A 19039-nucleotide genomic window follows, 5' to 3' on the forward strand; every position below is an offset into this window, starting at 1 on the left:
ACGCGCGACAGCAGGCTGGTCATCCGTGAACAGTGCCGGAGAAGCCCATGGCGGTGCGTCCGCTGCGCGCCATCTACCAGATCGACCCCTACCTGTTCCGCGACAGCGACGGCCGCGGCTGGGGCACGCTGGATGGCATCACGGAAAAGCTGGACTACCTGCAGTGGCTTGGCATCAGCCATGTCTGGCTGCTGCCGTTCTACTGCAACGCCGGCCGCGATGGTGGCTACGATGTCACCGATCACTACCGTATCGATCCACGCCTGGGCGACCAGGCCGCGTTCCAGCGCCTGGTCGATGCCGCCGACGCATGTGGCATCGGCATCATCGTCGAACTGGTGATGCAGCACACCGCCAGCGCGCACCCGTGGTTCGTCGCCGCGCAGCAGGGTGACCCGGCCTGGCGCCGCTGGTACCTGTGGAGCGACCACATGCCTGACGACGGCCTGCAGCCGATGTTCCCGCCGATCGAGGCCTCTGTCTGGACCTGGGATGCCGAGGCCGGCGCGTTCAACCGGCACATGTTCTACCGGCACGAGCCAGACCTCGACCTGGCCCATGCGCCGGTACGCGAGGAACTGCTGCAGGTAATGACGTTCTGGCTGCAGCGCGGCGTGGCCGGCTTCCGCGTCGACGCGGTCCCGTACATGGTCGAGCGCGCGCGCCACGCGGACCCGCGCGACGACGGGCTGTGGCTGCTGGAGGCGATGCGCGCCACGGCAGACGCACAGCAGCCAGGGCTGCCGTTGATCGGCGAAGCGGATGTCCGCGCGTCCCGCTACGGTGACTTCCTGTGCCAGGGGCGGCGGCTTTCGCACCTGCTCGATTTCCACCTCAACAATCACTTCTTCCTGGCACTGGCACGCGGCGATGCCAGCGAAGTGGCGCGGGTCATGGCCGAGTACGGCCCGCACGCGCCGCCGGACACACGCATTGCCTGGCTGCGCAACAATGATGAACTGGACCTGGAGCAGCTGGAGCCGGATGAGCGCGAAGCGGTGATGGAACGTTTCGCTCCTGAGCGTGGCATGCGCATCTATGGCCGTGGCGTCCGCCGCCGGCTGGCACCGATGCTGGACGGCGACATCGCATGGCAGGCAATGGCCTGGGCGGCGCTGCTGTCGCTGGGCCAGGTGCCGGTGATCCGCTATGGCGAAGAGATCGGCCTCGGTGATTGCCTGGAGCTGCCCGAACGCAATGCTGTGCGCATGCCGATGCACTGGCATGACGGCCCAGGGGCTGGGTTCACCGACCAATCGCGGCATGCCTGGCGCGCGCCACCGGCGGACGGCCCCTACGGTTACGGCACGGTGAATGTCGAGGCGCAACGCGCGATGCCGGACTCACTGCTGCTGCGGGTGCGCGAGCTGCTGCAGCAACGCAATGCCCATCCCGTGCTGCAGCAGGGGCCACACACGCTCGACCCACCCTCACCCGCGCTGCTGATGCTCCGCTTCGGTGAGGCACCCCATCAGGCACTGGCACTGATCAACTTCGGCGACAACCCGGTTGAGGTGGACGTACCCCTGCACGGCCCGCTGCACACGCTGGTGGGCCACGGCGCCAAACTGCAGGGTCGTCGCTGCTACCTGCAGGGCCATGGCTATACGTGGCTGGCTGCCGAGGGTGCCTGAGTGCGCAGCGCAGGCAGTACGTGTTCGGCGAAGTCGTCGATGAAGCGTTCCTGCTCGCGGTTCACGTTGTGCAGGTAGATGCGATCGAACCCCAGGGACTGCAGCTCCTGCAGCCAGGCCCGATGCTGGCCCAGGTCTGCCGAGACATGCACGTGCTCGCGCACCACCTCGGCGCTGACCGATCGGGCCTGTGCTTCGAACTGTTCGGGCTGGTCCAGGCCTTCGGCCAGTTCCGGCGGCAGCACGTTGGCGCTCCACTGCTCCATCGCGCCTTCCAGCGCCGCCTGTTCGGCGCGCGCGTAGGAGAGCTTGGCCTGCAGGTACATCGGCTTGCCCCTGCCGCCGCCGTCCTCGAACGCCGCCACCACACGCCGCAACTGCGCCAGTGGCTGGCTGATGGTGATCAGGCCATCGGCCCAGCCCCCCATCCAGCGTGCGGTTTCCTCGGTGACGGCCGCCCCCAGCAGCGGCAGGGGAAGCGCCGGGCGACTGTAGAGCCGTGCCTGGCGCACCCGGAAGCCACCGTCGTGGTCGACCTGCTCGCCGCCCCACAGCCGCCGCATCACCTCGGCCGCATCGCGCAATGCCTTCTGCCGCTCGCGCTTGGCTGGCCACGGCTGGCCGGTGATGCGCTCGTTCAGGGCCTCGCCGGTACCCAGCGCCAGCCAGATCCGGCCCGGCGCCAACTGCTCCAGCGTCGCCGCTGCCTGTGCCACCAATGCCGGGTGCTGGCGCAGCATCGGGCAGGTCACCATGCCCAGGGTCAATGCGCTCTGCACCGCCAGCGCGCCGGCCCATACCCAGCTGTGGCCGGACTGCCCTTGCGCAGTCGTCCACGGGTGGAAATGGTCCGAGCACATCAAAGCCTCGAATCCCGCCTGTTCGGCGCGCAGCGCCAGGCCCAGCAAGGTGGCGGGCGGGAACTGCTCATGCGATGCGTGGTAGCCGATGGTCATCACGGATTCCGTGCGGGGACTGGACACGATGGCAACACCCCTCCAGCTAAAACGGCGTCATGGAAACGAACACCTCCTGCATCGGGCATCGACGCTGGGCTATCGCCGAAGGCTACATTCCAGCCTGGAGCAACGGCCCGTCGCCGGAGATGCAGAGTCACGAAACCTGCTGCGTCCTCAATGCGGGCAACGAGGACGCGCATGTCACGCTGACCCTCTACTTCGAGGACCGCGATCCTGTCGGTCCCTACCGGATCACCGTGCCAGCACGACGCACCTGCCACCTGCGCTTCAACGACCTGCAGGATCCGGCGCAGGTGCCACGCGGCACCGGCTTCGCCACCCTCATCGAATCCGACCAGCCGATCATCGTGCAGCACACGCGGCTGGATTCACGGCAGCCGGCCAACAGCATCATGACCACGATCGCCCATCCGTTGTGAAGCACCGTGCGCAGTCGTCCACGCTGCCACGACACCGCGCCCTCCGGCCGTTTACCCGCGCCGAGCGAGACTGCCGCCAGGTTCCCTTTCGGAGAGTGACGATGGCCCTGCCCGACTACCCACGTCCGCCCTTCCCGGCGCAGCAGCAATCCTTCCCCGGCAAGACCGCGCAGATGCAGCCCCGGCCGGACCACGGCGAGGACAGCTACCGCGGCCATGGCCTGCTGCAGGGCAAGAAGGCACTGATCACCGGCGGTGACAGCGGCATCGGCGCAGCGGTGGCCATCGCTTTCGCGCGCGAGGGTGCCGACGTCGCCATCGCCTTTCTTGATGGCGAGCAGGACGACGCCCGCCATGTGCAGCAGCAGATCGAACAGGCCGGGCGCAAGGCCGTGCTGGTACCGTGTGACATCAGCGACCCGGCGCAGGCGCGCTCGCTGGTCGACCGCGTGGCCAGCGAGCTGGACGGTCTCGACATCCTGGTCAACAACGCGGCCTACCAGCGCTACTACGAGCACTTCGACGACATCACCCTGGATGACTGGAAGCGGACGTTCGATACCAATGTCCATGCCGTGTTCAATCTGACGCGGTTGTGCGTGCCACACCTGCGCGGTGGCGGCGCGATCATCAACACCGCATCGGTCAATTCCAAGCGACCGACCCCGAACATCCTTCCGTACTCTGCGACCAAGGGCGCCGTCGCCAACCTGACGCTGGGGCTGGCGGGCCTGCTGGCCGAGCACCAGATACGCGTCAACGCCGTGCTGCCCGGCCCGATCTGGACACCGTTCATTCCGGCAGGCATGGCCTCCGAAGAGGTCGAGCAATTCGGCTCGCAGACGCCGTTCGGCCGCCCCGGGCAGCCCGCGGAACTGGCCTCGGCCTACGTGATGCTGGCTTCGGACAGCGCCAGTTATACCTCCGGTGCCTTGCTGACCATCTCCGGCGGCGCGGCAACGCTGTGACCGCCCATGGCCGGACTGCCTGGCTGGATCGCGGATTGGCTGCTGGTGGTGGTACCGGTGGCCGAGGTGCTGGTCATTCTCGGGGTGGCCTGGCTGATGGTGCGTGCACTGGCGTGGCTGCTCGTGCAGGCCCGGCAGCGCGGCAGGCTGGCTCCAGAGCTTCATGTGGGCCTGCGCCGCGGCGGTGCATTGCTGCTGTATCTGGCGGCCACGCTGCTGATACTGGAGCGGCTGGGCGTTTCGCGCTCGGTGCTGTGGACCGCGCTGACCGGGTTCATGGCGGTCGGTGCGGTGGCGTTCTTTGCCGCGTGGAGCGTGTTGTCCAACCTGTTCTGTTCGTTCCTGATCGTGGCTACGCGACCGTTCCGCATCAACGACACGATCGAAGTGCTGGAAAGCGTGGACAAGCCGGGCCTGTGCGGCCAGGTGGTGGACATCAACCTGATCTACACCACGCTGAGTGACCGTGGCGAAGGCGCGCGCGGTTGCCTGCTGCGCGTGCCGAACTCGTTGTTCTTCCAGCGCATCACCCGGCACTGGGGTGACAGCGGCTATTCGCAGCTGCCGGGCAGCCTGCCGATAAAGGGCAAGGTACGCTGAGTCGCTGTAGAGCCGAGCCCATGCTCGGCTCGCTGCGCGCAGCGCAGGGTGCGTCGCGGCCGAACGGAGCGCAGCCGAGCGTGGGCTCGGCTCAAGGTGCCACAGCGGGCGACCCTACTCCGCTGCCAATGCCTGGATCGGGTCCAGCCGTGCGGCGTTGCGTGCCGGGAAGTAGCCGAAACCGAGCCCGGTCGCAGACGAACATGCCAGCGCGGCGAGCACCGGCCCTGGCGTGAACAGGAAGGGCACCCCCAGCGACAGCAGGCTGGACAGCGCACCCACGGCGAAGGCCAGCAGTACGCCCAGCACGCCACCGGACAGGCAGATCAGCACCGCCTCGATCAGGAACTGGCGCAGGATGTCGCCCTGCCTCGCCCCCACCGCCAGCCGCACGCCGATCTCGCGCACGCGCTCCTTCACCGACACCAGCATGATGTTCATCACGCCCACGCCGCCAACCACCAGCGCCACCGCCGCGATCGCCGAAACCAGCGCCGCCATGGTCTGGCTGGATTTCATCACCGCCTTGCGGATCTGGTCCGAGTTGTAGATGAAGAAATCGCGACGACCATGCAGGCGCTCCAGCTCGGCGCCCAGCGAGGCCTCGGCGGCATTGGTGGGTACGTTGTCGCGTACGCGCACGGTGATGCTCTCCAGGCGCTGGCTGCCCAGCAGCCGGGAGGCAGCCGACGTATAGGGAACGTAGACGGTTGGCGTGGCCCCACCGGCGAATGCATTGGCACCCACCACGCCGATCACCTCGACCGGCATGCCGCCCAGCAGCACCGTGCTGCCGACGGGGTTGCCAGTGAACAGTGCCTTCGCTGCCTTCTGGTCGACCACGCCCACTGCCCGATGCGCCTCCACCTCGGCATCGGTGAAGAACCGGCCGGCCTTCAGGCGAAGCCCGCGCACGCGCGGCAGATCGGCACCGGCGCCCAGCACCTGCGTATTGGCTCGTCGGCCGCCCTGCAGTGCTGCTACCGAACCGCTGAGGTTGGGGCTGACACTGTCCACGTAACTCAGGGCGGCCAGGTGATCGGCATCGCCTACCACCAGCGTTTCGATCTCCGCCGAGCGCGGGTCACCGAAATCGGCGCCCGGGAAGATCTCCAGCGTGCTGGCGCCCAGCGCGTTTATCTGCGCCTCGACCTGCGCCTGCGCGCCTTTGCCCAGCGCAACCACGGTCACCACCGCGGCCACGCCGATGATGATGCCGAGCATGGTCAGCAGGGTGCGCAGGCGATGGGCCAGCATCGAACGCACCGCCATGCGCGTCGCCTCGCGCACGGCATCGATGCGGGCGCGCCGCTCGGTAGCCGCCGTGGGTGTGCGCCCCGGTTCGTCCGCACGCCGCCGCACCGAAGGGCCGCGCTCCTGGCGATCCGCCACCACACGCCCATCGGCGATCTCGATCACCCGTGACGCGTGGGCAGCAATCGCCGCATCGTGGGTGACCAGGATCACGGTATGGCCCTGCGCATGCAGGCGCTTGAGCTCCGCCATCACCTGCCTGCCACTGGCATGATCCAGCGCGCCGGTCGGCTCATCGGCCAGCACGATCGCGCCGCCGTTCATCAGCGAGCGTGCGATGGAGACGCGCTGCTGCTGGCCGCCGGACAACTGGCTGGGCCGGTTCGCGGTCCGCTCGCCCAGGCCGAGCGTTTCCAGCAGCAGGCGGGCACGCGTGGTGCGCGCATCGGCCTCCACCCCGGCATAGACGGCGGGCAAGGCCACGTTCTCGGTGGCACTGAGGTTCTCCATCAGGTTGTAGCGCTGGAAGATGAAGCCGAAGTGCTCGCGGCGCAGGCGCGCCAGCTGGTCAGGCGACATCTGCTCGGTCGCAGCCCCCTCCACGCGGTAGCTGCCTTCGGTCGGCCGATCCAGGCAGCCCAGGATGTTCATCAGCGTGGACTTGCCCGAACCCGAGGGGCCGATGATGGCGATGAACTCGCCGGCATCGATGCGCAGCGAGACCTCCTTCAGCACCACCACCTCGCCGGCGGCCGAGCGATAGGCGCGCGATACGCCCTTCAATTCCAGCAGTGCGTCGGCCATGCTCACATCCCCAGCAGGCTGGTGGGTTCGGCATCGCCACCGCTGGGCGCCTGGCCGACCACCACGTTCTCGCCCGCTTCCAGGCCAGAGAGGATCTGCACGGCGGTGGCGGTGCGCAGGCCGGTAGTCACAGCGCGCTCGTGGGCGCGGCCTTTCGCATCGACTACCCGCACGGTTGCGCCGTTGCCGTTCTTGTCGTCGGACTCGCTCAGGGCGGTCAGCGGCACCTGCAGTGCATTGGCCACGCGTGCCAGCTGGATCGTCACTTTCACCGTCATCGAAGGCTTCAGCATCAAGCCCGGATTGGCCACGTCGAACAGCCCCGCGTAGTACACCGCTTTCGGCGTCTGCGCCGATCCGCCGCTGTTGCCGCTGGACGCGTCGGCAATCGACGACGGCGCTGGCTCAAGCTGCTGCAGGTGCGATTCATAGCGGCGCCCGCTCGGTCCCAGCGTCGAGAACCACAACGGTTGGCCGGGTGCGATCAGTTCCACGTCAGCCTCGGCGATCTCGGCGCGCACCGTCATCGTGTCCATCTGTGCCAGCATCACGATGGTCGGCGTGGTCTGCATCGAGTTCAGCGTCTGCCCCGCCTTGGTGACGATGGCCACGATGTAGCCCTCGGACGGCGACACGATACGCGTGTAGCCCAGGTTGATGCGGGCGGTTTCCACCTGGGTCACCGCTTGGTCGATCTGCGCCTGCAACGCAGCGGCATCCGCACGCGCCGCATCGCGCGCCACACGTGCCGCTTCGAAGCCTTCCTGCGAGACCAGCCGCGACGCCACCAGCTGCGACTGGCGATCGTACGTGCGAAGGGCCTGGCGGTAGCGCGCCTGGCTGGCCGCATGTTGCGCACGCAGCGCGTTGGCGGCGGCTTCGGCACTGCGCAGGGCAATGCGCTGCGGTTGTGAATCCACTTCGGCAATCAGGTCGCCGGCCCGCACGTGCTGGCCCAGCACCACATGCAGGCGCGTGACCTGCCCCGAGACCTGCGCGCCCACGGCCACCAGTTCTTTCGGATTGACCCGGCCGACCGCCTGCACGGTCTTTTCCAGACCGGCGACCCTTGCCGGTGCGGTGATCAACGCGGCATCCTCGCCATCGGCAAACGCCCACCAGCAACCGCCGCCGGCAAGAACGGCCAGCGTTGCGGCAATGATCCAGGTCCTGCGGTTGTTCATCGAAACTTCCGGGGGTGCGTGCAGTCGCCCGGTGCGACCGCCAGGGCCGCAGTCTGGAAGCCCCAGGTGGATGTTTCTTGGAGCGGCTGTGGAGATTGGATGGAGACGCGACCGCCGTTCAGGGACCGCGTCGGCCGCTGAATCCATGGCGCGGCTCCACGCAATCTCGACACAATCTCGACCAAGTCTCCATCAACGGTCGCTAGCCTCGGCGGCCTCGCCGACTGCCAGCCTGCCGTGCCCCTTTCCTACCCGGACCTGCCACCCCTCGATGTGCGCCGTGCCTACTTGGCGTGGTGTGCGCCTTCGCCGTGGTTGATCGCACTGGTGCTGGCATCGACCAGCACATGGATGTGGGTCGCACCGTATCCGCGACTGCCGTTGCTGGCCGGCTTCGGGGCCGCCGCCCTGCTGGGGTTCCGCAGTGACGGGCCCGGACGCACCCGCCGCTCCGGGTCGCTCGCATCGCTGGCCTTGATCGGCCTGGCGTTCTGGTCGGCAACACCTCCGGCCGCCAACGTCAACCTGCATCTGCTGCTTGCGCCCGCCACCGCCGTGGTCGCCGCCCTGCTGGCAGTGCGCCTGCGCGCCATCGTGGGCATGGCCTCGCGGCTGCAGGCCCGGGTGAACGCCACCCCCATGGCCTTGCGCTGGAACGCGCTGCCTGCCGCGGTGTCTACCCTGACGCTGCAGCAGCTGCGCGGCGCGGGTTCGGTGGACCCCAGCCTGCAGCGCTCGCTGGTGCTGGCCACGCTGGCCTGGGCGGCCAACGAAGAGGCGCAGGCCGGGGAACGCCGACGATGACCCTGCCCCTGATCCGGCCCCTGCCCGCCCTGGCATCGAACCCGCCGTACGCCATGAAATACGAACCCCGTAACCGACAGCCCCCCTTGGTGCTGATTGCCGAAGATGAGAGCGAGATCGCCGACATCCTCGGTGCCTACCTGGCCCGTTCGGGCCTGCGCAGCGCACGCGCCGCCGACGGCGAGGCGGCGCTTGCCAGCCACCGCCAGCTGCACCCGGACCTGGTACTGCTGGATGTGCAGATGCCCAAGCTGGATGGCTGGCAGGTGCTGAGCGAACTGCGGCGTCGCGGCAACACGCCGGTGATCATGCTCACCGCGCTCGACCAGGACGTGGACAAGCTGACCGGCCTGCGTGTGGGCGCTGACGACTACGTGGCCAAACCATTCAATCCCGCTGAGATCGTTGCACGCATCCAGGCCGTGCTGCGCCGCAGTGCCCGCAGCGTGGCCGAAGAACCCACCGGGCTGATCCGCCAGGGCCCGTTCGAGATCGACCTGCGCAGCCACGAAGTGACGGTCCGCAACGGCGAGCAGGCGCACGCACTGAACTTCACCCTCACCGAATTCCGGCTGTTGGTGCACATGGCGCGCGCGCCGCGCCAGGTGCATGCGCGGGTGGACCTGCTGCACGCCTGCCTGCCCGAGGGCGATGCGCAGGAGCGCACCGTCGACAGCCACGTCAGCAAGCTGCGGCGCAAGCTCGAGGATGTCGGCGTGATCGGCATTCCCGCCACCATCCGTGGCGTCGGCTACCGCTTCCTGGACTGAATGATGAACCCCAAAGGCAAGAGCATCGGGCGCCAGATCACGCTGTCCATCACGGTGGCCTCGCTGTGTTCGACCGTGCTGTCGATCAGCGGTTTCTACCTGTTCTACTACCTGCTGGAGGTGTTCTATCCGCGCTGGTATGACGAGCCGAAGTCCATGATGCCCTCCGGGCTGGAGTGGCTGTGGATCGGCCTGACCGCCACCGTGGTGGTGGCGTTGGCCACCCTGATCGCGTCTCGCCTGACCCGGCGCATCATCACCCCGTTGAATTCGGTGGCCGCAAGCCTGCGTCGCGTGGCCAGCGGTGACCTGGAGGCGCGCGCGCGCGGCGGCGACACCTCGATGGCCGAGGCCGCCACGCTGGTCAACGACTTCAATTCCATGGCCGAGCGGCTCAGCCGGATGTCCGAGAACCGTGTGTTCTGGAACGCGGCCATCGCACACGAACTGCGCACGCCGATGACCATCCTGCGTGGCCGCCTGCAAGGCATCGCCGAAGGTGTATTCGAGCCGGGCCCCGAGCAGTTCAACAGCATGCTCACCCAGCTGGAGGGACTGACCCGCATCATCGAGGACCTGCGCGTGGTCAGCCTGGCCGAGAGTGGCCACCTGGATCTGCGCCTGCAACGCAGCGACGTCAGCGTGCAGGTGGCGGCGGTGGTGGAGGCGATGTCCGAGGCGCTGACCGAAAGTGGCTTCTCGGTGAGCCTGGATGCGCGGCCGTCGCTGGCGGACTGCGATCCGGCCCGCATCCGCCAGGCGGTGCTGGCATTGCTGGAGAACGCCCGTCGCCATGCCATCCCCTGCCCGCTGCGGGTGCGCGTCACCCTCGCTGAGGGGCAGTGCGCGGTGGCCGTGGAAGATGGTGGCCCCGGCGTGCCGGACGACCTGCGCGACAGCATTTTCGAAGCCTTCCAGCGCACCGATGTGTCGCGCTCACGGCAGAGTGGGGGCTCAGGTCTCGGCCTGGCGGTCGTGCGTGCGATTGCCGTGGCCCATCACGGAACGGCGCAGTGCCGAGCTACCGAGCGTGGCGGCAGTTCGTTCGAGATCCGCTGGCCGGTGCACGTGCGCCGTTGAGGCCGTAGACGCTGCCCTGGTAGCAGCCCACCTTGGTGGGCACCACGCGCGTGGCTGAACGCCGCCGATTTCTCCACGCAATCTCCATCATCCCTCCATGCCCGCTCCAAAGGGCTGCAGATACTGGGCGCTACCCGGCAGATGGCAGGCATCCGTCCCCTGCCCTGTCCCCGAACCCCCCAGGCATCCCATGCAACACCCCCACGATCCAGCGGCCGCCGCCGGCAGCATCGGCCAGCAGAATGCGGCCGCCACGCTCAAGGCCATCCTGCGCACCTACCCCTGGCAGCTGACCGGCACGTTCTCGCTGGTGGCGCTGGAGAACACCCTGCTGCTGGCCTATCCGTTGTTCGCCGGCTTCGCGGTAGACGCGATCATCAGCGGCAACATCGGCCATGCCATCTCCTATGCCGGCGTGGTACTGCTGTTCTGGCTGGTGGGTGCCGCCCGTCGGGCGGTGGATACGCGCACCTTCACCCGCATCTATGCCGATCTGGCAGTGAGCGTGGTGCAGGCGCAGCGCCGGTTGGGCCAGGCGACGTCCACTTCGGCGGCACGCGTGGTGCTGGCCCGCGAGTTCGTCGACTTCTTTGAAAAGCACGTGCCGATCATCGCCACCGCGCTGGCATCGATGTTCGGTGCAGTGGCCATGCTGCTGGCGATCGAGCCGATGGTCGGTGCCGCTGGCCTGGCCACCCTGCTCGGCGCCCTGCTGGTGCTGCCCTGGTTCGCACGTCGCAACGAGCAGTTGCACGGCCGACTGAACAACCGCCTGGAACACGAAATCCGGCTGGTCGACCGGGTCAGCCCCTCGGTGCTGCGCCGCCACTACACCACGCTGTCGCGCCTGCGCATCCTGCTGTCCGACCGCGAAGCCGGCGCCTATGTGGTGATCGGGCTGGCTGCCGCGGCATTGTTCGCGCTGACCATCGGCCGCCTTGCCACCAGTGAAGGCGTTACACCGGGCCACGTCTACGCGGTGATGACCTACCTGTGGACCTTCGTCGGCAGCCTGGACGATGCGCCTTCAATGGTGGATCAGCTTGCGCGGCTGAAGGATATCGGCCGCCGTGTCAGCCCCGGCATGGACGATGCGGACCACAAGGGCGCCGCTTGACCGGTCGCTGCCCACCTTGGTGGGCACCGATGAAAGCCAGCGCCAACCAAGGTTGGCGGCTACCGGGCCTGAGCAGTGTTGCTCTGGTAGCTGCCCACCTTGGTGGGCACCGATGGGAGCCAGCGCCAACCAAGGTGGGCGGCTACCGGGCCTGAGCAGTGTTGCTCTGGTAGCTGCCCACCTTGGTGGGCACCGATGGGAGCCAGCGCCAACCAAGGTGGGCGGCTACCGGGCCTGAGCGGTGTTGCCCTGGTAGCTGCCCACCTTGGCGCGCACCGACGGGAGCCAGCGCCAACCAAGGTTGGCGGCTACCAGGGCTGAGCGGTGTTGCTCTGGTAGCTGCCCACCTTGGTGGGCACCGATGGAAGCCAGCGCCAACCCAGGTTGGTGGCTACCAGGCCTGAGCGGTGTTGCTCTGGTAGCTGCCCACCTTGGTGGGCACCGATGGGAGCCAGCGCCAACCCAGGTTGGCGGCTACCGGGATCGATAGATACCCATGCGCCGCTTGGCGCTACAGGAACTCTGCCATGCGCTGCAGCTCGTCGTCCAGCGCGCCACGAAATACCTTGTCGCGGGCCAGCGACTTGCCTGCATAGCCCACGCTCGACACCAACTCACCCTCGCGCACGCTCAAGTTGGCCCAGCCCACCACCTGCTCATGCCACAACACCGGCAGTGCGTAGTAGCCGTACTGGCGTTTCGGTGCAGGCGTGTAGGCCTCGAACTTGTACACCCAATCCCACAACAGCTCGAAGCGGCGGCGGTCCCACACCACCGGGTCGAACGGCGCCAGCAGGCGCACCTGCTCATCCGGTGCATGGCGGCGCGAGCGCGGATTCTCGTCCGCCGGCCAGTACCAGGTGGTGCCTTCCAGCGTGCAGCTGGCCAGTTGTTGCTTGGCCAGCGCCAATGCCTTGCGGGTCTGCTCGGCCAGGTGCGGCGCGCCATAGCCCAGCAGGCGCACCAGATAGGTCAGGCTGGCCGAGGGCAGCGGCGCGTACTTGCGCACCACCAGGTCGATCAGGGCGGCGGCACGTTCGATCTGCGCCTGTTCGCTGGAGTCGGGCTCGGCATGATCGGCCACCGCATAGATGCGCGTACCGCTGTCGCGCCGTTGCACCCGCAGCAGGCCGCGGTAGTGCATGCCATCCAGCAGATGCGTGCTGGCGTTGCTGGTGCCGCCCCAGTAGTTGGTCACCCGCCCATGCGCAAAGGCCTGGTCGACCTCGCGCGGGTGCACGCTGCCACGCTCGCGCACAAAGGCCAGCACGTCGGCCGCACGGCGATGGGTCTCGGCATCCCACTCGCGCTTGGAAACCCGTGGGTGCATCAGCGCCAGATGCTCGCGCGGCAGGAAGCCGTAGTTCACCAGGCAATCCTCTTCCACCGGCAGACGCGTGTAGCGGCGCTCAAGATCGCCCGCGCGGTAGTCCTTCACCCGGTGGCGCAGGGTCAGGTCCTGCGCGCGAGCGGGTGCGCGGATCGGGTCGGCCTGCACGAAGCCCAACCGCCGGATCGCGCTCAGCAGCGTGGTCGGCTTGAACAAGGTGCGCGCCACCGCGTAGCGGCGAAGGTCATCGAGAGTGGGCGTGGCAGGCATGGCCGCATTGTATTCTCGACACTACGCGATCCGTCCAGTAGAGCCAGGCCACGCCTGGCTGGCGTCATGGTGAACGGCCGCGATCATCCACGCATGGCGTGCATCTACCGAAGCCGCGATACCTCCAGCGAACCGATCACCAGGGCCCGCATGCCCTGCTTGAACTCGGTGATCACCTGCCCTTCTTCGTCATCCGCAATCGCGTAGATGGTGTCGGCACCGGCGATGCAGTAGAACGCGATCGTGGCCAGCAGCCAGCGCGCCTTGTCCACCGGCAGGCCGAACACCTCGGCCACGTGCGCCTGGTGCGAGGCGATCTTTTCCAGCATCGGCGCGGTCGCCACCGTGCGCCGCAGCAGGTAGGGCGGTAGCCCGGGATGCGCCTTCACCACTTCGCACAGCGACTCCACGAACCCCATCAGATAGGCCTCCAGCCCACCCGGTGCGTCGACCGACGCGCGCGGAATCTGCCAGCGCTGGAACACCGCCTCCGCCACTAGGCGCTTCAACGCCTCCAGGTTGGCCACGCGCTTGTACAGCGCTGCCTGGGTCACCGCCAGTTCGGCGGCCACGTTGGCCATGGTCAGGTTGGGCAGGCCCAGGCGGATGCCGATGTCGGCCAGACGCTCCGGGGTGATGGTGGGCGGGCGGCCACGGGTCGGCGCCGTTGGATCGGGGTGCGTGCTCATACGGTGCCTGCTCTTACGGTGCGCGTCCATACCCTGCTGAGGGTGCCAGCAAAGGGACCCTCTTGTCCGCTTCGATTGATTTAGTTTAATTTACTCAACTAATTCGGAAGGCGTCCAGCACGCTGCCCGTGATCGAGCCCATGGCTCACCTCCCGCCAGGTCCCCACCCAGCCAACAACCCTGCGCTGCGCCCTTTCCCCGTGCTTGCCGTCGGCAGCGCGCCAGGCGCGCTCGCGCCTGCGATTCACAGGACTCTGGCATGACCGTTTTCAACTTCACTTCTGCACAGCATCGCGCTGCCGCCGCATCCTCCGGCCTGATGTATTCGCCGGGCATGGTCCGGCGCTACCGGGTGTCCGCCCTCGCGCTGGGGCTGCTGGCCTCGTTCGCCGCGCTGGCCGACGCCGCGCCGTCCACCCTTCCGTCGGTACAGGTGCAGGAACAACGCCGGGTCACTGCAGACTATGCGGGCGGGCAAGTGGCTGCCGGCAGCCGCGTCGGCCTGCTCGGCGACAAGGATTTCATGGACACGCCGTTCAATACGGTCAGCTACACCGAGTCCTTCATCCGCGATCGCCAGGCCAAGGACCTGACCGACGTCATTGCCGCCACCGACCCCACGGTGTTCAGCAACGGCGTCACCGGTGCATGGAGCGAGAACTACGCGATCCGCGGCTTTGCCTCCAACACCAGCGACACCACGTTCAATGGCCTCAGCGGCATGGCGCCCTACTACCGCACCTCGCCGGAAATGTTCGAGCGCATCGAGGTGCTGAAGGGACCGTCTGCGCTGCTCAACGGCATGCCGCCGGGCGGCTCGGTCGGTGGCAGCGTCAACCTGGTGCCCAAGCGCGCAAGCGAGCAACCGCTGCTGCGGGTCAGTGCCAACTTCGCCTCCGATGCGCAGTTCGGCACTCACGTGGATATGGGCCGTCGCCTCGGCGCCGACAGGCAGTTCGGCATCCGCTTCAACGGTGCCTACCGTGATGGTGACGGCGCCGTCGGCAAGCAGCGCAAGAAGGTACAGCTCGGTTCGCTGGCACTGGACTGGCGCGGCGAACGTATGCGGCTGTCGGCCGATCTGTACAGCGCCGACGACCGCGTTGACGGCCCGGCGCGTGGCGTCGGCCTGGCACCGGGCGTGGCCATTCCGCGCCCGCCACGCGGCGATACGCTGATCAACCCGGATTGGGCCTACGTGGACAGCCAGGACAAGGGCGCGATGGTGCGCGGAGAACTGGATGTCAACGATAGCCTGATGGCCTACCTCGCGTACGGCACCAGCAGGACCGACTACCGCTACAACGGTTCGATCAGCGCGCAGATCCTCAATCCAGCCGGCAACTTCACCACGGTGATCGGCCAGCTCGCCTTCGACATCAGGAAGCAGTCCGCAGATGCCGGCCTGCGCGGTTCCTTCCACACCGGCAACGTCGGCCACCAGTGGGCCGCCAACGTGACCCACTACCAGCACACCCAGAACGACTACGGCCGGCGCAGCGTACCCGGCTGGGACTGGACCACCAATCTGTACAACCCAGTGTGGGGCCCGGCGGCGCCGTTCGTGGCACCGCACATCTCGCATACCGAGCTGACGCTGGACAGCCTCGGCTTCGCCGACACCCTCGCCTTCGCCGATGACCGCGTGCAGCTGACGCTGGGCGTGCGCCGCCAGCAGGTGGTCAGCGAGACCTTCAACGTGTCCACGGGTGCACGCACCTCGCGCTACGACGAGAGCGCCACCACGCCGGCAGCGGCCCTGCTGGTGAAGGCCACCGACGCGATCTCCCTCTACACCAACTACATCGAAGGCCTCAGCCAGGGCGCCACCGCGCCGATGACCGCCGCCAATGCCGGCGATGTGTTCGCACCGTTCCGCACCAGGCAGAAGGAGCTGGGCCTGAAGCTGGACCTGGGCAGCTTCGCGCACACCTTCAGCGTGTACGAGATCAAGCGACCGAACAGCTACACCGACCCGGTCACGAATATCTTCTCGTTTGGCGGCGAGCAACGTAACCGGGGCGTGGAATGGGGCTTCTTCGGCGCACCAATGGACGGCGTGCGCCTGCTCGGTGGAGCGGCCTATGTGCAGCCGAAGCTGACCCGCACGGCCGGTGGCGTGAATGAAGGACGCATCGCCACCGCCGTGGCGCAGCGGCAGGCCAAGCTGGGCGTGGAATGGGATGTGCCGACCTTGCAGGGCCTGACCCTGACCGGCAATGCCACGGCGATGTCGAGGCAGTACATCAGTGCCGACAATAGCCTGTCGGTGCCGGGGCGTACGTTGTTCGACGTGGGGGCGCGCTACAGCACCACCGTGGCGGGTCGATCGCTTGCGCTGCGGGCCAGCGTGAACAACGTGACCAACAAGTCGTATTGGGGCATGCCGTTGTTGTCGAGCCTGGCGCTGGGTGCACCGAGGACGGTGCTGGTGTCGGCAACGATGGATTTCTAAGCTGGCGTGGAACCCCTGTAGAGCCGAGCCATGCTCGGCTCCGTTTCGTCCGCTGAGCCGAGCATAGGCTCGGCTCTACAGGACGTCGGGCAATCCGCGAACGGCATCCACGCACGGCGTGGATCTACGTGTCATTCCGGATGCAGGCGATAGATGGCGTGGCTGGTCAACGCCAATGCCGCCAGCTTCAGCCCTTCCATTACGCGATCGCCCACGTACTGTTCCGGGCCGCCATTCTGGCGGGCGCGTTCGGCCGCCAGCAGGATCTCCTGCACGATACGCAGCCCGGCCAGTGCACCGTCGGCGTCGGCCAACGCCAGGCACCGGCCCGGCAGCTGATGGCGCTCGGGCCAGGGCTGGCCGTCGGCAGCCGCGCCCAACCCGATGCGATGCAGCAGGGCCGTCAGGTTGTTGGGATCGGGCGGGATGTCGTGCCCCTCATCGGCATTGGCCGGGGCGCGCTGATGGGGAAACTCCGATGCGTTCATGGCAGGTCTCCGTGCAAGGCATGCGGGACCATCACCCTTAAAAATCAAGGCGGCGGACGGTGCGTGGCTGGAAATCCCGTGAGTCAGTGCTATACCCGGGCGGTGGGCTTGCGCCCACCTCCACGCACCGCCCGCCATGGAACGCGAACGGAATGCCAGCCGACGCCGCGCAAGGCGACGCCGGCTGGCAAGCGTAAACAGCACTTACTCAACGGGGTTTCCAGGCCCCGGCCACCCTTTTTCGGTGGCACCCCATCATGTGCACAACGGGGTGGCAGGCGCCAACAACCCAAGTGCAAAGACAGCAACGTTCACGCAGTGGCCGCATTGTCGCATATCGACAATCGAGCCGAAGATTCAACAACTTGCGCCACGCCAACGGCGGCGTTCCCCACCCGCATCGGCACCACGCGTTCCTTGACCGCATCCGGCTTTCAAGACGCGCGACACGCCAGTTCCGACATTACACAAGCAGATGGGCAATCAACGCCAGCACCGCCAGATGTCCCACGTAGTACCCATAGAACACCCAGCGCCAGCGCGGCAGTTGCCACGGCACCCGCGTCGCCAGCACGACCACCGGAACGGCCAGCAGTGCCCAGCCGTTGTGGTTGGCCCAGCACGCCGCCGCAAGCGCGACCAGCAGCGGCCACCACGCCCGATGCCGGAACGCGATCCAGGCCAGCAGCACGGCGCCAACGCCGGCCCACTGGTAGTCCACGAACATCGGCAGCACACCGGCAGCCAGCAACAGCAGCACAGGCCGATGGCTCGCAAGCGCATGCACGGCCACCGCCGCCAAGGTGAAGGTGAGCAGGATGTTGAGCGGCAGCCAGGAACCGAACGCGAAGGCGTGCAACGGCTGCGCGATCAGCCCCCATAGCGCGAGCCGGCGCATCGATTTGCGCAGGTCGGCGCCCGGCTGGGCCAGGTTGCAGGCCATCACCAGCGCGAACAGCGGGAAGGCGATACGCCCCAGTTCGCTGACCACCGGCACGTAGCCCCCGAACACCACCTTGGCCACGTGGTCGCCGGTCATGGCCAGCAGCGCGATCCACTTCAACAGCTCGCGCGCGCCGCTGCCGAGGCTGAGGTTGAACGTGGACGTCCCGGTCGTGGTCGCTTGCATCGCGGAAGCTTATGCGCATCGGCCAGCGCATTTCCAGCGCCGCGCAGGAGCCCGCCACTGCAAGCCGTAGATGGCGGCGCTATGCTGGCCGCCCCTGCTTGTGAGACACCCGCCATGCGCACCCTGTACCCGGCCATCGAGCCCTACCGCGAATTCGCCCTGCCGGTGAGCGATCTGCACACGCTGCATATCGAAGAGTGCGGCACGCCGGAGGGCATTCCGGTGGTGTACCTGCACGGTGGCCCGGGCGCCGGTATCTCGCCGACCCATCGGCGCTTCTTCGACCCGGCGCGCTACCACATCGTGCTGATCGACCAGCGCGGCAGCGGCCGTTCCACGCCGTTCGGCGAGCTGCGCGACAACACCACGCAGGACCTGGTGGCGGACATCGAAAAGGTGCGTGAGCACCTGGGCATCGAGCGCTGGCTGGTCTATGGCGGCTCCTGGGGCTCCACGCTGTCGCTGGCCTACGCGCAGGCGCATCCGGAACGCGCCACCGGCCTGATCGTGCGTGGCGTGTTCCTCGGTCGTGAGATCGAGAACCGCTGGTTCGCCGAGGCCGATGGCGGTGCGCGCTGGATCTTCCCGGAGCGCTGGGACCGCTACGAGGCTTATATCCCGGAAGCCGAGCGTGGCGACATGATCGCGGCCTACTGGGCGCGCATGGATGGCCCGGATCAAGCAACCCGTATCGAAGCCGCGCAGGCCTGGTTGGGCTGGGAAGACAATGCGGCCACCCTGCAGCACGACGTGGATGCCGAATCCACCGATGATCCGCTGGATACCCTGGCGAAGGCCCGCATCGAAGCGCACTACTTCCGCAACGGCATCTTCCTGGAGCCGGACCAGCTGCTGCGCAACATCGATCGCATCCGCCACCTGCCCGGCGTGATCGTGCAGGGGCGCTACGACATCATCTGCCCGCCGCGCAGCGCGTGGGACCTGGCCAAGGCTTGGCCGGAAGCGCGCCTGGAGATGGTGACCTCCGGCCACAGCGCCAACGAGCCGGCCACGGTCGATGCGCTGGTGCGGGCGACGGATGCCTTTGCCGACCGGTTCTGAAC

At 67.6% G+C, this 19039-nt stretch carries 17 protein-coding genes; 10 read left to right on the forward strand and 7 right to left on the reverse strand.

What is annotated here, in order from left to right; all coding sequences use genetic code 11:
* The first annotated feature begins 47 nt into the window (after positions 1–47).
* A complete protein-coding gene (locus AC5P56_RS10850; RefSeq protein ID WP_495231636.1) occupies positions 48–1634 on the forward strand; it encodes an alpha-amylase family protein in 1587 nt (528 codons plus the stop codon).
* Here AC5P56_RS10850 and AC5P56_RS10855 read toward each other — a convergent pair.
* The gene (locus tag AC5P56_RS10855) at positions 1604–2590 is read right to left on the reverse strand and encodes a TIGR03885 family FMN-dependent LLM class oxidoreductase (RefSeq protein WP_049406852.1); all 987 of its coding nucleotides are present in this window, start codon (positions 2588–2590) and stop codon (positions 1604–1606) included. The genes AC5P56_RS10850 and AC5P56_RS10855 overlap by 31 nt on opposite strands.
* A 59-nt stretch (positions 2591–2649) precedes the next feature.
* On the opposite strand from AC5P56_RS10855, the gene AC5P56_RS10860 reads away from it, so the two are divergent.
* The 3 genes from AC5P56_RS10860 to AC5P56_RS10870 all read left to right on the forward strand — a co-directional run bounded on the left by AC5P56_RS10860 (position 2650) and on the right by AC5P56_RS10870 (position 4601).
* On the forward strand, positions 2650–3033 hold the full coding sequence (locus AC5P56_RS10860; protein WP_111206933.1) for a sensory rhodopsin transducer: 384 nt from the start codon (positions 2650–2652) through the stop codon (positions 3031–3033).
* Positions 3034–3134: 101 nt separating this feature from the next.
* Positions 3135–4001, forward strand: a complete 867-nt coding sequence (locus AC5P56_RS10865) for a glucose 1-dehydrogenase (RefSeq protein ID WP_032962699.1) — start codon at positions 3135–3137, stop codon at positions 3999–4001.
* 6 nt (positions 4002–4007) lie between these two features.
* Positions 4008–4601 (forward strand): mechanosensitive ion channel domain-containing protein, encoded by a 594-nt coding sequence (locus tag AC5P56_RS10870; RefSeq protein WP_111206931.1) that lies wholly within the window; start codon positions 4008–4010, stop codon positions 4599–4601.
* Between the two features lie 114 nt (positions 4602–4715).
* On the opposite strand, the gene AC5P56_RS10875 is transcribed toward AC5P56_RS10870, so the two are convergent.
* Complete coding sequence (locus tag AC5P56_RS10875; protein ID WP_495231637.1) at positions 4716–6659, reverse strand: MacB family efflux pump subunit; 1944 nt, start codon at positions 6657–6659, stop codon at positions 4716–4718.
* Between the two features lie 2 nt (positions 6660–6661).
* Positions 6662–7843, reverse strand: coding sequence for an efflux RND transporter periplasmic adaptor subunit (locus AC5P56_RS10880; RefSeq protein ID WP_049439599.1), 1182 nt, complete (start codon positions 7841–7843; stop codon positions 6662–6664).
* A gap of 237 nt (positions 7844–8080) precedes the next feature.
* Here AC5P56_RS10880 and AC5P56_RS10885 point away from each other — a divergent pair, with 237 nt between their 5' ends.
* From AC5P56_RS10885 to AC5P56_RS10900, 4 genes are all read left to right on the forward strand, one after another.
* Complete coding sequence (locus AC5P56_RS10885; protein WP_495231638.1) at positions 8081–8647, forward strand: hypothetical protein; 567 nt, start codon at positions 8081–8083, stop codon at positions 8645–8647.
* 53 nt (positions 8648–8700) lie between these two features.
* Positions 8701–9417 (forward strand): response regulator, encoded by a 717-nt coding sequence (locus AC5P56_RS10890; RefSeq protein WP_049439912.1) that lies wholly within the window; start codon positions 8701–8703, stop codon positions 9415–9417.
* Positions 9418–9420: 3 nt separating this feature from the next.
* Positions 9421–10497, forward strand: coding sequence for an ATP-binding protein (locus AC5P56_RS10895; protein ID WP_346601051.1), 1077 nt, complete (start codon positions 9421–9423; stop codon positions 10495–10497).
* Between the two features lie 190 nt (positions 10498–10687).
* Positions 10688–11614, forward strand: coding sequence for an ABC transporter six-transmembrane domain-containing protein (locus tag AC5P56_RS10900; RefSeq protein WP_111206928.1), 927 nt, complete (start codon positions 10688–10690; stop codon positions 11612–11614).
* Between the two features lie 511 nt (positions 11615–12125).
* Here the strand turns inward: AC5P56_RS10900 and AC5P56_RS10905 are convergent.
* Together AC5P56_RS10905 and AC5P56_RS10910 are read right to left on the reverse strand one after the other, a co-directional pair.
* The gene (locus tag AC5P56_RS10905; protein ID WP_495231639.1) at positions 12126–13214 is read right to left on the reverse strand and encodes a DNA glycosylase AlkZ-like family protein; all 1089 of its coding nucleotides are present in this window, start codon (positions 13212–13214) and stop codon (positions 12126–12128) included.
* Positions 13215–13318: 104 nt separating this feature from the next.
* A complete protein-coding gene (locus AC5P56_RS10910; RefSeq protein ID WP_014647283.1) occupies positions 13319–13903 on the reverse strand; it encodes a TetR/AcrR family transcriptional regulator in 585 nt (194 codons plus the stop codon).
* 259 nt (positions 13904–14162) lie between these two features.
* Between AC5P56_RS10910 and AC5P56_RS10915 the strand changes: the two genes are divergently transcribed.
* Entirely contained in the window at positions 14163–16358 is a 2196-nt protein-coding gene (locus AC5P56_RS10915; RefSeq protein ID WP_046430832.1) for a TonB-dependent receptor, read from the forward strand.
* 131 nt (positions 16359–16489) lie between these two features.
* On the opposite strand, the gene AC5P56_RS10920 is transcribed toward AC5P56_RS10915, so the two are convergent.
* On the reverse strand, positions 16490–16846 hold the full coding sequence (locus tag AC5P56_RS10920; protein ID WP_032962681.1) for a hypothetical protein: 357 nt from the start codon (positions 16844–16846) through the stop codon (positions 16490–16492).
* Positions 16847–17309: 463 nt separating this feature from the next.
* Complete coding sequence (locus tag AC5P56_RS10925; RefSeq protein WP_495231640.1) at positions 17310–17975, reverse strand: TraX family protein; 666 nt, start codon at positions 17973–17975, stop codon at positions 17310–17312.
* A 114-nt stretch (positions 17976–18089) separates the two neighbouring features.
* Between AC5P56_RS10925 and pip the strand changes: the two genes are divergently transcribed.
* Positions 18090–19037 carry a prolyl aminopeptidase gene (pip, locus tag AC5P56_RS10930; protein WP_445978919.1) on the forward strand — a complete coding sequence of 316 codons (948 nt, stop codon included), beginning with the start codon at positions 18090–18092 and terminating at the stop codon, positions 19035–19037.
* Positions 19038–19039: the final 2 nt, after the last annotated feature.

The organism is Stenotrophomonas sp. YJH_SMC_131 (genome assembly GCF_059367975.1).

Bases quoted from the DNA above. Each gene is read 5' to 3' on its own strand.
- AC5P56_RS10850 (WP_495231636.1), top strand. From the start codon at position 48: ATGGCGGTGCGTCCGCTGCGCGCCATCTACCAGATCGACCCCTACCTG.
- AC5P56_RS10855 (WP_049406852.1), bottom strand. From the start codon at position 2,590: ATGACCATCGGCTACCACGCATCGCATGAGCAGTTCCCGCCCGCCACC.
- AC5P56_RS10860 (WP_111206933.1), top strand. From the start codon at position 2,650: ATGGAAACGAACACCTCCTGCATCGGGCATCGACGCTGGGCTATCGCC.
- AC5P56_RS10865 (WP_032962699.1), top strand. From the start codon at position 3,135: ATGGCCCTGCCCGACTACCCACGTCCGCCCTTCCCGGCGCAGCAGCAA.
- AC5P56_RS10870 (WP_111206931.1), top strand. From the start codon at position 4,008: ATGGCCGGACTGCCTGGCTGGATCGCGGATTGGCTGCTGGTGGTGGTA.
- AC5P56_RS10875 (WP_495231637.1), bottom strand. From the start codon at position 6,659: ATGGCCGACGCACTGCTGGAATTGAAGGGCGTATCGCGCGCCTATCGC.
- AC5P56_RS10880 (WP_049439599.1), bottom strand. From the start codon at position 7,843: ATGAACAACCGCAGGACCTGGATCATTGCCGCAACGCTGGCCGTTCTT.
- AC5P56_RS10890 (WP_049439912.1), top strand. From the start codon at position 8,701: ATGAAATACGAACCCCGTAACCGACAGCCCCCCTTGGTGCTGATTGCC.
- AC5P56_RS10895 (WP_346601051.1), top strand. From the start codon at position 9,421: ATGAACCCCAAAGGCAAGAGCATCGGGCGCCAGATCACGCTGTCCATC.
- AC5P56_RS10900 (WP_111206928.1), top strand. From the start codon at position 10,688: ATGCAACACCCCCACGATCCAGCGGCCGCCGCCGGCAGCATCGGCCAG.
- AC5P56_RS10905 (WP_495231639.1), bottom strand. From the start codon at position 13,214: ATGCCTGCCACGCCCACTCTCGATGACCTTCGCCGCTACGCGGTGGCG.
- AC5P56_RS10910 (WP_014647283.1), bottom strand. From the start codon at position 13,903: ATGAGCACGCACCCCGATCCAACGGCGCCGACCCGTGGCCGCCCGCCC.
- AC5P56_RS10915 (WP_046430832.1), top strand. From the start codon at position 14,163: ATGACCGTTTTCAACTTCACTTCTGCACAGCATCGCGCTGCCGCCGCA.
- AC5P56_RS10920 (WP_032962681.1), bottom strand. From the start codon at position 16,846: ATGAACGCATCGGAGTTTCCCCATCAGCGCGCCCCGGCCAATGCCGAT.
- AC5P56_RS10925 (WP_495231640.1), bottom strand. From the start codon at position 17,975: ATGCAAGCGACCACGACCGGGACGTCCACGTTCAACCTCAGCCTCGGC.
- pip (WP_445978919.1), top strand. From the start codon at position 18,090: ATGCGCACCCTGTACCCGGCCATCGAGCCCTACCGCGAATTCGCCCTG.